The sequence below is a fragment of the Sorangium sp. So ce131 genome (genome assembly GCF_051519095.1).
Lineage (GTDB): Bacteria > Myxococcota_A > Polyangia > Polyangiales > Polyangiaceae > Sorangium.
The window spans coordinates 12,246,756-12,259,059 of the sequence record NZ_CP150455.1; the positions used below are offsets into that span (position 1 = coordinate 12,246,756).

The 12,304-nt window shown below is 74.0% G+C and carries 11 protein-coding genes; 4 read left to right on the plus strand and 7 right to left on the minus strand.

The window, feature by feature from the left end:
- Positions 1–52 precede the first annotated feature (52 nt).
- The 6 genes from WMF43_RS44530 to WMF43_RS44555 all read right to left on the minus strand — a co-directional run bounded on the left by WMF43_RS44530 (position 53) and on the right by WMF43_RS44555 (position 3,963).
- Positions 53–649: a class I SAM-dependent methyltransferase gene (locus WMF43_RS44530; protein ID WP_437674463.1), complete on the minus strand. Its 597-nt coding sequence runs from the start codon at positions 647–649 to the stop codon at positions 53–55.
- Positions 650–654: 5 nt separating this feature from the next.
- A complete protein-coding gene (locus tag WMF43_RS44535; RefSeq protein ID WP_437674465.1) occupies positions 655–1,689 on the minus strand; it encodes a glycosyltransferase family 2 protein in 1,035 nt (344 codons plus the stop codon).
- Positions 1,690–1,859: 170 nt separating this feature from the next.
- Complete coding sequence (locus tag WMF43_RS44540; RefSeq protein ID WP_104985891.1) at positions 1,860–2,105, minus strand: hypothetical protein; 246 nt, start codon at positions 2,103–2,105, stop codon at positions 1,860–1,862.
- A gap of 216 nt (positions 2,106–2,321) precedes the next feature.
- Positions 2,322–2,630: an NADH-quinone oxidoreductase subunit NuoK gene (nuoK, locus tag WMF43_RS44545; RefSeq protein ID WP_437674467.1), complete on the minus strand. Its 309-nt coding sequence runs from the start codon at positions 2,628–2,630 to the stop codon at positions 2,322–2,324.
- A 5-nt stretch (positions 2,631–2,635) separates the two neighbouring features.
- On the minus strand, positions 2,636–3,151 hold the full coding sequence (locus WMF43_RS44550; RefSeq protein ID WP_437674468.1) for an NADH-quinone oxidoreductase subunit J family protein: 516 nt from the start codon (positions 3,149–3,151) through the stop codon (positions 2,636–2,638).
- A 59-nt stretch (positions 3,152–3,210) separates the two neighbouring features.
- A complete protein-coding gene (locus WMF43_RS44555) occupies positions 3,211–3,963 on the minus strand; it encodes a NuoI/complex I 23 kDa subunit family protein (RefSeq protein WP_437674470.1) in 753 nt (250 codons plus the stop codon).
- Positions 3,964–4,323: 360 nt separating this feature from the next.
- On the opposite strand from WMF43_RS44555, the gene dapA reads away from it, so the two are divergent.
- The 4 genes from dapA to glyS all read left to right on the plus strand — a co-directional run bounded on the left by dapA (position 4,324) and on the right by glyS (position 10,768).
- The gene (gene dapA / locus WMF43_RS44560) at positions 4,324–5,229 is read left to right on the plus strand and encodes a 4-hydroxy-tetrahydrodipicolinate synthase (protein WP_437674472.1); all 906 of its coding nucleotides are present in this window, start codon (positions 4,324–4,326) and stop codon (positions 5,227–5,229) included.
- A 71-nt stretch (positions 5,230–5,300) separates the two neighbouring features.
- Positions 5,301–6,113, plus strand: a complete 813-nt coding sequence (dapB, locus tag WMF43_RS44565; protein ID WP_437684211.1) for a 4-hydroxy-tetrahydrodipicolinate reductase — start codon at positions 5,301–5,303, stop codon at positions 6,111–6,113.
- Positions 6,114–6,226: 113 nt separating this feature from the next.
- A complete protein-coding gene (locus WMF43_RS44570; RefSeq protein WP_437674474.1) occupies positions 6,227–8,497 on the plus strand; it encodes a hypothetical protein in 2,271 nt (756 codons plus the stop codon).
- A 168-nt stretch (positions 8,498–8,665) separates the two neighbouring features.
- A complete protein-coding gene (glyS, locus tag WMF43_RS44575; RefSeq protein ID WP_437674475.1) occupies positions 8,666–10,768 on the plus strand; it encodes a glycine--tRNA ligase subunit beta in 2,103 nt (700 codons plus the stop codon).
- 5 nt (positions 10,769–10,773) lie between these two features.
- On the opposite strand, the gene WMF43_RS44580 is transcribed toward glyS, so the two are convergent.
- A complete protein-coding gene (locus WMF43_RS44580; RefSeq protein ID WP_437674477.1) occupies positions 10,774–11,664 on the minus strand; it encodes a hypothetical protein in 891 nt (296 codons plus the stop codon).
- Positions 11,665–12,304: the final 640 nt, after the last annotated feature.

Below are 12,304 nucleotides of genomic sequence, written 5' to 3' on the forward strand. Positions count from 1 at the left end.
GAGCACCGAAAGCGCCGAGGTGGGCCCGTATCCGAAGCGGGTGACCGCCGCTCTACTGCTGCTCGGCCAGCAGGACGGTCCAGGGGACCGGGTTCCTCACCTCGCGCACGGCGAGCTCGCTTCCGACGAGCGCGACGAGGTCGCGGCGGCCGAAGTGCTGGATGTGGCCGGGCGTGTTGCCGAGATCGGCGAGGTACCGGCCCCGCACCATGTTCAGCGCGCGCCACAGCGGCTCGCGCGGCGTGCTCACGATCACCCAGCGGCCCGCGACGCGCCGGAGCTCGCGCAGCGCGCGCGCCGGATCCTCCAGGTGCTCGAGCACCTCGCAGCACACGATCAGATCGAACTCGCGATCCTCGAACGGCAGCGCGTAGACGGACGCCTCGCGGAACTGGATGAGCGGGTCCACGTCGGGCGCGGCGCGCTCCAGCGAGACGTCGGTGGCCACGAACCGCTCGGCCCGCGGCGCGTAGGTCGCGAGGTGGTGCGCGAGCCTGCCTTCCCCGCACCCGACCTCCAGCACGCTGCGCGGCGCCGCCTTCCGGTAGAGATCCGTGACGGTGTCGAGGAAGCCGCTCATCAGCAGCCGCGCGACAGGGTTCTTCGTGCCGTATTTGTCGTAATGGTTGCCGACGATGTTCTCCGGCATGGCCGTCACCTCGCGCGCGCCTGCGCGCCCTCGTTGCGCCACGGCGCCGCGCCCGTGGTCTGGATGCCCTCTAGCCCGAGGCCCGGCCCCCGCTGCGCGAGCTCGGTCTCGATCCGGCGCACGCGCATCAGCACCTCCTCGACGAGGCGGCGATTGGCGGCGATGAGCTCCGCGAGCAGCGCCACGGCGACCAGGATACACGCCACGACGACAGCGCCCGTGCCGACAATCAGCGATTGCGTGTAACCGCTGTAATCCGGGTTGAGCAGGTAGAAGTACAGAAAACGCACGCCGAGCGCGAGGCCGAACACGAGCAGGACCGCGGCCACCCAGCCCACGAGCTGCACCGGCCGGTACATGGCGTAAGCCCGGAACATGACAGGACCGGCGCGGCGCAGGTAATCGGGGATCGAGCGGAAGAGACGCGACTCGCGCGTCTTCGGGTTCGTGGTGATCTTCACGTTCTCCACGGCGAGGCCGCGGCGGCCCGCCTGGATCACCGTCTCCAGGGTGTACGTGAAGCGGTTGTGCACGAAGAGCTGCAGCGCGGCCTTCCGGCTCACCGCCCGGAAGCCGCTCGGCGAGTCGGCGACCTCGGTGGCCGACAGGCGCCGGATGACCCGGGAGCCCCACCGCTGGAGGACCTTCTTGATCGGCGAGAAGTGCTCGATCCTGTCCGTCTGCCGGTCGCCGATCACCAGGTCGGCCCGGCCCGCGAGGATGGGGGCGACGAGCTTCGGGATCTCCACGCCGCGATACTGGTTGTCCGCGTCGGTGTTGACGATGATGTCGGCGCCGAGCCGCAGGCACGCGTCGATGCCCGCCATGAATCCGGCCGCGAGCCCGCGATTCCTGGCGAAACGGACAATGTGGTGGATCCCGAGCTGCTCGGCGAGCGAGCTCGTCCCGTCCGTGCTGCCGTCGTCGATGATCAGGACCTCGATCTCGTCCACGCCGTCGATCGATCGCGGCAGGTCCGCGAAGGTCTGCGCGAGCGTATCGCGCTCGTTCAAGCAAGGGATCTGGATGATGAGCTTCACGGGTGATTTCGCGGCGCAGCGTAGCACGATGTGCGCCCCGAAATTCACCTCGGATGTCGCGCGCGCCTCCGTCGCCCAGCCTCGGAGAGCTCCGGTGCCCGCGGCGCCGCACGACGCGGACCAACGCCCCGCAGCCCGTCGTGCCTGGGCCGCGGAACCGCCGCTCCGCGCTAGTTGAGCAGCTTCTTCGACAGATGTTTCACCGCCTCCTGCGCCGCGTTGCGCAGCGCGACCTCGACCGCCTTCGAGGACGTGTCGCCCCGCACGAGGATGGCGCAGTTGTCCCCTTCTGCCTCGAATGATGCCAGCGGGAGTTCGGTCGCCGCCGCGGCGGCGCGGATCGGCACCTGCACGGCGAGCGACCCGACCTCGAGCTCCACGAACCCCACCAGCTCCGACTTGGATAGGTTCTGCATGATTCGAACGTGGGTCGTCCACAGGGCCTTAGCAAGGCGGGGTCAGGTCAGGTTTTTCCTGCTTGTCGGTGCGCTTGAGCTCCACCGGGCGACGCGGATCGCTGCCGTGTCAAGTGTGTCCCCAGGTGGGCGGCCGGGTGCGCGGCGCGCCCGGCGCGCCGCGTTGCGCGCCCGCGCTGCGGCGCGGCGCCCTCCGCGCGCAGCGCCGCTTTCGCTTCAGTTCTTCAGCGATGTCAGCCGGTCGGCCATGATGCTGCGGTGGCTCCGGTAGACCTGGAGCACGATGGCCAGGGCGATCGCGGCCTCGCTCGCGGCGAGGACGATGATGAAGATCGTGAACACCTGGCCCGACACGCCGCCCGCCACGAAGTGCTCGAACGCGACGAAGTTCAGCGCGGCGGCGTTGAGGATGAGCTCGACGCCGAGGAGGATGCCCACCGCGTGCTTCCGCGTCATCACGGTGAGCAGGCCGAGGCCGAAGAGCGCGGCGGAGACGCTGAGGTAGTGGACGAGCCCGATCTCCACGGCGCCTACTCCCTCTCCCAGGAGCGCCGGACGGCCCGCCGCGCGAGCACGACCGCGCCGATCATCGCGGCGAGCAGGATGATGGAGCCGAGCTCGAACGGGAACAGGTACTCGCCGAGGAACGCGTGGCCGAGCTTGGCCGTCGACGGCATGGCCGGCCTGCTCTCGGCGGGCCAGGGGGTGCGGGTCGCCACCCTGCCGAGCACGAGGAGCACGGCGGTCACCAGGACGAACGCCACGGCGAGGCCGCCGCGCGGGTTCGAGACCTTCATGTCCTCGATGCGGCTCGTGAGCATCACCGCGAACAGGATGAGCGTCAGCGTGCCGCCGACGTACACGAGCACCTGCGCCGCCGCGATGAAGTCGGCCGAGAGCGTGACGTAGAGCCCGGCGATGCCGAGGAAGGTGCCGAGCAGGGCCAGCGCGGCGTGGATGATGTTCCTGGAGAACGCCACGATGCCGGCGGAGCCGAGCGTCAGCGCGGCGAGCCCGAGGAAGACCAGTGCGCTCAAGGGGGGCATGTGGGTGGACCGGGACGTTAGACCGCTGCCTACCCCCCATCAAGGGGAACGCCTTGAGCTCAGGCGTCCGCTCCGGCCGCGGCGCCGCCCGCCGCAGCGCCCCCCGCGGCGGCGCCCTCGGCCGAAGCGCCGCCGGCCACGCCGCCCTCCGCCGCGGCGCTCTTGGCGGCGGCGCCCTCCGCCGCGGCGCCCTCCGCCGCGGGGCCCTCGGCGGCCTTCTTCCTGGCGTTCTCCCGGCGCCAGATGGCGCGCAGCTCCTCCAGCACGGCGGGGTTGTCGCGCATCGCGCGCTCGCGGGCCTCGCGGGCGTGGGGGCCGTACTCGCCGACGGGCACCTCGCCGAGGTCCTTCGGCGCCTTGTACAGCGGCACCAGCCCGTCCGGGATGAAGCGGAACGTGAGGTGGTCGAGCGTCGGCGCGGCCCCCTCGAACTCGCGCGTGTGGCGGATCGCGCCGGTCGACTCGGTCTTGCACGCCTCGACGCAGAGGCCGCAGTACATGCACTTGCCCATGTCGATGTCGAAGCGGCTCATCGCCTGCTTCTTCGTCGCCGGATCCTTCTCCAGGTCGATCGCGATGCACTCGATGGGGCACGCGCGCTCGCAGCGCTTGCAGCCGGTGCAGATGTCCATCTGCACCTCGAGGAAGCCGCGGTAACGCGGGGGGAGCATCTCGCTGACAGGGCGGTCCGTCTTGTCGGGATACTGGACGGTGATGGGCTCCCGGAACAGGTGGGAAAACGTGACCGCCATTCCTTCCAGGATGGCATTGGCCGCGCTCGAAATGCTCTTGATGTACTGGCTGAGATCCATTGCGGAGGCCTCTTCAGGGGCCTGGCTCAGGCGCCCGGGAGCGCCCGGATACGCCCTCCGGGAGAGCGAGGCGCCACACAGGCAGGATAGCAGATCCGCGCAGGCCGTTCAGGGGCCGGCCCACGCGCGTCCGGCCCGCCGGGCTTCCGTCGGCGCGCGCCGCCTTCGTCCACGGCCCGGTCCGATCGCCGCCGGGCGGCGGCGGGTGACGGGAGGCGGCGGCGGGCGGCGGCGGGTGACGGGAGGCGGCGGCGGGCGTCGCACCGGCGCCGGATGGAGCGCGCGAAATGAGTGGAGTCCACGGGTTGCATGGCCTCCCCTGTTGACGCGCCCCCCGGGTGGCGATCATGGTCGTCCATCATGACGCAGCTCCCCTTGTCGGGAACGATCACCGCCATCGTCACGCCGTTCACGCCCGATGGCGAGACCGTCGACGTCGACGCGCTGGACGCGCTCGTCGAAGCGCAAATCGCCGGGGGCGTCAGCGCGCTCGTGCCGTGCGGGACCACCGGCGAGTCGCCGACGCTGACCGAGGCCGAGGCGGGCGTGGTCGTCCAGCGCGTGGTCGCGGCGGCCCGCGGGCGCGTGCCGGTGATCGCCGGGACGGGCTCGTTCTCGACGAAGAAGACCATCGCGGCCTCGCGCGCCGCGCTCGCCGCGGGCGCGAGCGGCGTGATGGTCGTGATGCCGTACTACAGCAAGCCCTCGCAGGACGGGCTGCGCGAGCACACGCTCGCGGTGGCCAAGGCGATCTCGGGGCCGATCGTGCTCTACAACGTGCCCGGGCGGACCGCGAGCGACCTGTCCGCCGAGACGACCGAGCGCATCTGCGCGGCCGCGCCGAACGTCGTGGCGATCAAGGACGCCTCGGGCAACGTGCTCCGCTGCCAGGAGCTCGCGCGCCGCCTCGGCGACCGGCTCACGATCCTCTGCGGCGACGACGCGCTGACGGTCGCGATGATGGCGCTCGGCGCGCAGGGCGTCATCAGCGTCACGTCGAACGTGCTGCCGCGCGAGGTCAGCGCGGTGCCCCGGAAGTTCCTGGCCGGTGATCTCGCGGGCGCGCGGGCGGCGCACCTCGCGCTCCTGGAGCTGCACGGGCTCATGTTCGTCGAGCCGAGCCCGGCGCCGGCGAAGGCCGCGCTCGCCGCCATGGGCCGCATGAGCGACGCCGTCCGGCTGCCGCTCCTGCCGGCCGGCGAGGCGACGCGGCAGCAGATCGCCGAGGCGATGAAGCGGATCGAGGCGAGGCGCGAGGCGTTGTGAAATCAAACGGAGATCATCGAGGCGTCCCGGTGGGCGCGCTGGTGGAGACCGCCGCGGCCGAGGGCGAGCGCCTGCTGCGCGTGGCGGTGCACGGCGCGAGCGGCAAGATGGGGCAGGCGATCGTCCGGCTGGCCGCGCACGAGCGCGCGCAGATCGTGGGCGCGATCGTGTCGCGCGGGTCCTCCCGCATCGGCCGCGACGTCGGGGAGCTCGCGGGCACGGGCAACGTCGGCGTCGCGATGAGCGACGACATCAGCGCCGGGCTGCTCGGCGCCGACGTGGTGATCGACTTCTCGCGGCCCGAGGCGCTGCCGCGGCTCCTGCACCTCGCCGCGCGGGCGAAGGTCGCCGTGGTCAGCGGCACGACGCGCCTCGACACGACGTGCGAGCGGCTGCTCGAGGAGACGGCGCAGCACGTGCCCGTGCTCTGGTCGCCGAACACGAGCATCGGCATCCACGTGCTCGCGGAGCTCGCGGCGAGCGCGGCGCGGCGGCTCGGGCCCGGCTACGACATCGAGATCGTCGAGGTGCACCACCGCGCCAAGGTGGACGCCCCGAGCGGGACGGCCGTGCGGCTGGCCGACGCGGTGCGCGCGGCGCGCGCCGGGGCCGACGAGCCCGCGGCGAAGGCGCTGGCCGACGTGCACGGCCGCGAGGGCAACGTCGGGCCCCGCCGGGCCGACGAGCTCGGGGTGTTCGCGGTGCGCGGCGGCGACGTGATCGGCGACCACACGGTGCACCTGCTCGGCCCCGGCGAGCGGCTCGAGCTCACGCACCGCGCCACGAGCCGCGACCTGTTCGCGCGCGGCGCGCTGCGCGCGGCGTGGCACCTGCACGGCAAGCCGCCCGGCCGCTACTCGATGGCGGACGTGATCGAAGGGTGACGGCGGCCCGGCGCGCACTGGCCGCAAGCGGCGGGCGGCCCGCGATCGGGCGCGCGGCGCGACAGCCACAATGTGGTCCGCGGCCGGGCGCCGCATTAGGCTGACGCGCCCGTATGGAGACGCTCGCTGCCCGGATCGCTCGCGCCGGTCCTTTGCCGGACAGGGACGCGACGGGCTGGGTCGTGCGCCTGGCGAAGCGCATCGAGAACATGCACGCGCGCGGGACCGTGCACGGCCGGCTGTCGGCCGCGTGCGTGATCCTGGAGGACGAGCCGTGCACGTCCCGGGGGTGGCTCTCCGATCCGCTCGCGACGCCGGTCTTCGTGAGCTACCGCTCGCCGGAGCGGGCCGCCGGCGAGGGGCCGTCGCGCCGGGACGACACGTGGGCGCTCGCGGTCACCCTGTACGCGGCGCTCTCCGGGACGCTCCCCTTCCCCGCCGAGAGCGACGGGGAGCTGCGCCGGAAGATCGGCGCCGGCGCGCCGCCGCGGATCATCACGTTGTCCGGCAGGCTGGACGACGCGCTCTGGCGCGTGCTCGAGCGGGCGTTCGAGCGCAATCCGGCGCAGCGGATCGTGGAGATCGCCGAGCTGCGCCGCGCGATCGAGGCGGCGCGGCCGGGCGCCGGCCTGGATCAGCTGCCGCCGCTCGACGAGCACGCGCTCGCCGCCCCGCCGAGGACCGTGCCCGCGCCGCGCCCGTCGAGCAGCGGCGCGAGGACCTCGTCGAGCGCGCCGCCGCGCCCGAGGTCGAGCGCGCCGCCGGCGCGGAGCAGCCCGCTGCCGCACGGGCGCACGAGCTCGCTGCCGCCGCCCAGCCCGGGCCCCGCGGCGCGCCGGACGGCGGCGCCGCTCCACGGGCTCGCGACCCTCGGGCTCCGGGCGTCGCTCCCGGGCATCCCGATCTCGCCGCTGCCCGACGCGCCGGAGCGCCCCTCGGACGCTCCGCCGGGAGCATCGGCGCTGCCGGGAGCACCCGCGCTGCCGGGAGCACCAGCGCTGCCGGGAGCACCAGCGCTGCCGGGAGCACCAGCGCTGCCGGGAGCACCGGCGCTGCCGGGAGCACCAGCGCTGCCGGGAGCGCCGCCGGGACGGCCGTCGGGCCTGCGCGATCTCGCCACCGCGGCGTCGGCGGAGGGCGGCAGCGAGCCACCCCCGCCGGCAGAGCCGCCGGTCATGGGAGGGCCGCGCGCGCAGGCGGAGCAGACGCGGCTCCTCGCCGCACGGGCGTTCGCGCCGGAACGGGACGAGCCGAGGAGGCCGCGGCCGCCGGTCGGGCGGGTGCCGTTGCTGGGGGACGAAGAGCTCGACGCGGAGCCGTTGGAGCTGTTCGCCATCACGTCCAGCGGGGCCGCGCCCATCAGCTCCGCCGCGCCCACCAGATCGGGCGAGTCCACGAGATCCGGCCCGCCCGCCCGATCGGCCGCGCACGTACGCTCTGCCGCACACGCCCGGTTGGCCGCACACGCCCGGTCGGCCGTACCCGCCCGATCGACCGCGCCCGCTGGCACGTTCAACCGAGACGCGCCGCCGCGAGATCCGGCCATCGCGCCGGCGCCCGGCGCGCGCCGCGAGGCGACGTCCGCTGCGCACCGGAAGGCAGGGCTGGCCCTGTATGCCGTTGCCATGCTCGCCGCAGGCGCCCTCACGGCGGCCGTGCTCTGGTGGCGCCATCACCGCACCGAGGCGCCGCAGCCGCCCAGCCCCGCGCTCGCTTCCGGGTCGGCCGCCGCCCCGGCCGCGTGCGCGGCGCCGGAGCAGCCGGGCGCCCCGGCGGCGGAGGACGCAGCCGCCGGAGACGCCGGCGCGGCGGACGCGGCCGCTGCGGACGCAGCCGCGGAGGGCGCCGGCGCGGCGGCCGCGGGCGAGATCGCCGCATGTTTGGCGCCGCTCTTTCCCAAGGCGAGCGTCGACGAGGCGACCGCGGGGCAGCTGTCGTTCGTCTGCGGCGAGGTCGACCCGATGAAAGGCGTCGCGGCGCTCAAGGCCCGCCTCGCGCAAGCGGCCGAGAGCGGCGACGGGCGGGCCTCGGACGCCGTGAAGGAGTGGGCCGTGCTCGGCTGGTACGACATGGCCACCCTCGCCGTCCTGCGCGCCCGCTGCTGCCCCGCGCCGCCGCCCCTCGAGCTGCCCAGCGCGCCCGAGGCCTGCCCCCCGATCGACAAGACGCTGAACGAGCTCGCAGCGGCCGTCTCGGCGTCGTCCGGCCCGGGCGACCGGACCGTGGCGAAGGCGGCCCGGCGGTACACGCGGGCGGTCCAGTGCGTCGTCCGGGTCGGCTCGGCGAGCCGCTTCGGGCGCAAGGGCAAGCCGAACGGGGGCGAGGCGGACGCCTTCAAGAAGGTGCTCGCACGCGCGCTGCAGGACGCGGCGAAGGCGCGCTGACGCGCGGCGAGGCGCAGCGCGCCGCGGACGGAGGCGGGGCGGGCGGGACGGGGGGCGCGGGGCGGGATGGCGCGACGCGGGGCGGGGCGGGGCCGGACGACGTGGGGTCGATGGCCCGCCTCGACCGCCTCGCCGGACGGGCGGTTCTGGGGTAGCGTCCGCGGTCCCATGTCCAAAGAAGCGAGCGATCTGCTGCTCGAAATCGGCGTCGAAGAGCTCCCCTCATCGTTTGTCGAGGCCGCGCTCCGCGCGCTCCCGGAGCTCGCGACGAAGCGCCTCGCCGACCTCAGGCTCCGCCACGGCGCGATCCGCGCGCTCGGCACCCCGCGGCGGCTCGCGCTGCTCGTCGCCGACGTCGCGGCGCGCCAGCCGGACCTCGAAGAGGAGGTCACGGGCCCGCCCGTGAAGGCGGCCTTCAAGGACGGCGCGCCCACCAAGGCGGCCGAGGCGTTCGCGCAGAAGCTCGGCTGCGCCGTCGCGGATCTGCGCCGCGTCGAGGGGCCCAAGGGCGAGTACCTCGCGGGCACCCGGCGCGAGGCCGGCAAGCCGTCGGCCGAGCTCCTGCCCGGCGTCCTGACCTCGCTCGTCGCGGCCATCCCCTTCCGCAAGTCGATGCGCTGGGGGGACGGGGACTTCGCGTTCGGCCGCCCGATCCAGTGGCTGATCGCGCTCTCCGGCGGCGACGTCATCCCCGTCGAGATCGCCGGCATCCGGAGCGGGCGCGTGAGCCGCGGCCACCGCTTCCTCTCGACGGGCGAGATCGCGATCGGCTCGGCGAAGGAGTACGTCGAGGCGATGCGCGCGGCGCACGTGATCGTCGAGCCCGAGGCGCGGGCGAGCCTGATGCGCGAGCGCCTGGTCGCCGCGGCGCGGGACGCCGGCGGCGTGCTCATCGAGGACGAGTTCCTGATCGGCGAGAACCTCTCGCTGGTCGAGGAGCCGCACGTGATCGTGGGCGGGTTCGGCGAGCAGTTCCTCGAGCTGCCGGAGCGGGTGATCCTCGAGGTCGCGCGCGGGCACCAGCGGTACTTCGGCGTGCGCGACGCGAAGAGCGGCAAGCTGCTCCCGCGGTACCTCGCGGTGGTCAACACCGCGGAGTCGCCGGAGAAGATCCGGCGCGGCAACGACACGACGATGCGCGCGCGCCTGTCGGACGCGCAGTTCTTCTACCGGGAGGACGTGAAGATCCCGCTCGCGAACCGCCGCGAGAAGCTCGGCGGGATCGTGTTCCAGAAGCGGCTCGGGACCGTGCTGGCGAAGGCGGAGCGCGTCGAGCGGCTCGCCCGCGAGCTCGGCCTGCTGCTGATGCTGCCCGAGCCGACGCTCATGGCCGCCGCCTCGGGGGCGCACCTCGCGAAGTGCGACCTCGTGGCGCTGATGGTGGGCGAGTTCCCCGAGCTCCAGGGCGAGATGGGCCGCACCTACGCGCTGGCCCAGGGGGTGAGCCCCGAGGTGGCCGACGTGATCCGCGATCATTACCTCCCGAAGGGCGCCGCGGACGCGACCGCGCCGACGCACGCGGGCGCGCTGGTGGCGATCGCCGATCGGCTCGACACGCTGGTCGGCTGCTTCGCGGTGGGGCTCATCCCGACGGGGACCGCCGATCCGTACGGGCTGCGGCGCGCCTGCCTCGGCGTGCTGCGCACGCTCCTGGATCGCGATCTCGATCTGCGCCTCAGCGCGGCGTTCAGCGCCGCGTACGACGGCTACGCGGGCGTCGCGCTCGACGTCGCGCGCGAGGAGCTCGCCGCCCGCCTCGGCGAGTTCTTCGCCGAGCGGCTGCGCGGGCTGCTCTCGGACCGGCTCCCGCAGGACGCGGTCGCCGCGTGTCTGCCGGTCGCGGCGGATCGGCCGCTCGATCTGAGGGCGCGGGTGCGGGCCATCGAGGCGCTCAGCCCGGAGGTGCGCGCGCGGGTGGGCGAGGTCTTCAAGCGGGCCACGAACATCGCCGACAAGGCGCCTTCGGGCGAGCCGGTCGCGCCGTTCGGCGGCGAGGTGCACGCGAGCGAGACGGCGCTCTTCGAGGGCTACCTCAAGCTGCGCGAGCGGATCGCGGCCGACGTGAAGGGCGGCGCGTACGACGCGGCGTTCAAGGCGGTGGCGGATTTCGCGCCGCTGCTCCACCAGTACTTCATCGACGTGTTCGTGATGACCGACGACGCGGCGGTGCGGGACAACCGGCTGCGGCTGATGCGGGCGCTGTCGGAGACCTGCGGGAGCCTTGCGCGGCTCGAGCTGCTCGGGGAGGCGCCGCGCGCGGCGGCTTCGTAGCTAGGTCAGATCGGCGTCCCCGCCGGCTCGTCGGCCAGCGGCTCTTCCGGAGCCGGCTTTCCGGGCGGGGCTGGCGCGGGCGCCGGCGCGGCCGCGGAGGCGCCGCGGCGCCTCGGGCGGAGGCGGCGCAGGGCGTTGCGGAACGAGGCCGCCTCGAAGCGGCGCTTCGCCTCGGGGCTGTCCCAGCAGGCATTGATGCCGGCGGCGCGCGCCTCGCTCCCGAGCAGCGTGGCGTAGGTAACGATGGTGTTCCGGAGCACGAGCGCCTCTTCCCGGTTCCTCAGGCCGAGGATGCCGAGCAGGTCGCGGCCGCTGGCCTCGTCGAGCAATACGCCCCCTTCCCGGAGGAATTCCTCGGTGAGGCCGACCGGGGCGAGGCGCGCGCGGTGCTGGGTCGCGAGCCGGAGCAACATGCCGAGATCGCTGACTTCCTCCTCGATGGTGCCGCTCGTGTTGACGTCGGCGAACTGCTCGGCGAGCTCCGGCTCGAAGACGAACGCCTGCTCCGCGTAGGCCTTGAGCCGCGCTCGCCAGGGCCGGCTCGCCTTGAGGACGTGCTCGACGGTCCGCACCTGGTAAGCGCCGGTGCGCTTGCCCTCGCCGAACCAGAGGTTCGCGGTGTCGAGCAGCTGAATGGCGCCGCGGAACAGCGCGCGCCGCTCGGGGCCGTAAGCCCTCGTCGCGAGCGCGGCCTCGTGATGGACCACGGCCAGGTAGAGATCGCGGAGCTCGATCAACGTGGTTGAAGCGGGCTGACTCGGCTCCATGACCTCGCGGACGACTCGGTCCATCTCGGAGCGCGCCGCATCCAGGAGGGCCTGGAACTCCGCGGGGGTCGCGACCGCCCTCGTCTCCTTCAGGATTGCCAGTTGCTCTTTCGAGAGTTCGATTCCCATCCCCTACCTCCAGACATGTGGTGGCCAGCGCGCCGTCGTAGCATGAGCCGTCGAGACGCCACGACCCGAGAGCACGAACAGCGCGTTGTGGGGCGACCCGAGAGCACGAACAGCGCGTTGTGGGAGGAGCCTTTGGTGCAGAATTGCCGGGGAGCTGCCGCAGCATGTCGGGGGAGCTGCCCGGCAGCGCCGCGGACCGGCGCGGCGGAGGTAGGGCGCGCGGCCAGCACTTCCGGGGAGGGTGACCAGCGCGCCGGCGAGCGGCGCCAGCAGGCCGGGGAACGATGCCAGCAGGCCGGGGAGCTGTGGACAGCAGGGCCGAGGCGTTGTGCCAGCGTGTCCGGGGCAGAGCCCAGCAAGGGGGCGACGGACGCCAGCGGGTGCTGGCGCGATGCCTGGGCTCGCCGGGGCGGCGCCCTGGGCCGCTGGGATCCGGCCTTCGCCTGCTGTCCCGGGTTCCTGGCGCTGGGGGCCGTGGGCGCCGGCGTCGTCCTGGAGGCGCGGCCCTCCAGATCGGTGGTGGCGGGCGGCATCAGGGCCGGTCGCGCAGGCGGGCGCGTCGAGCGCGACGCTGCGCAGGGAGGGCGCTTCCTGGCTGGGGCGACGGGCTGCGGCGTCCGGCACCGCACCTGCATCAGGG

Coding starts and splice junctions, on each gene's coding strand:
- WMF43_RS44550 (WP_437674468.1), bottom strand. CDS start 3,151: ATGCCCCCCTTGAGCGCACTGGTCTTCCTCGGGCTCGCCGCGCTGACG.
- dapA (WP_437674472.1), top strand. CDS start 4,324: ATGACGCAGCTCCCCTTGTCGGGAACGATCACCGCCATCGTCACGCCG.
- WMF43_RS44530 (WP_437674463.1), bottom strand. CDS start 649: ATGCCGGAGAACATCGTCGGCAACCATTACGACAAATACGGCACGAAG.
- WMF43_RS44580 (WP_437674477.1), bottom strand. CDS start 11,664: ATGGGAATCGAACTCTCGAAAGAGCAACTGGCAATCCTGAAGGAGACG.
- WMF43_RS44540 (WP_104985891.1), bottom strand. CDS start 2,105: ATGCAGAACCTATCCAAGTCGGAGCTGGTGGGGTTCGTGGAGCTCGAG.
- glyS (WP_437674475.1), top strand. CDS start 8,666: ATGTCCAAAGAAGCGAGCGATCTGCTGCTCGAAATCGGCGTCGAAGAG.
- WMF43_RS44570 (WP_437674474.1), top strand. CDS start 6,227: ATGGAGACGCTCGCTGCCCGGATCGCTCGCGCCGGTCCTTTGCCGGAC.
- WMF43_RS44555 (WP_437674470.1), bottom strand. CDS start 3,963: ATGGATCTCAGCCAGTACATCAAGAGCATTTCGAGCGCGGCCAATGCC.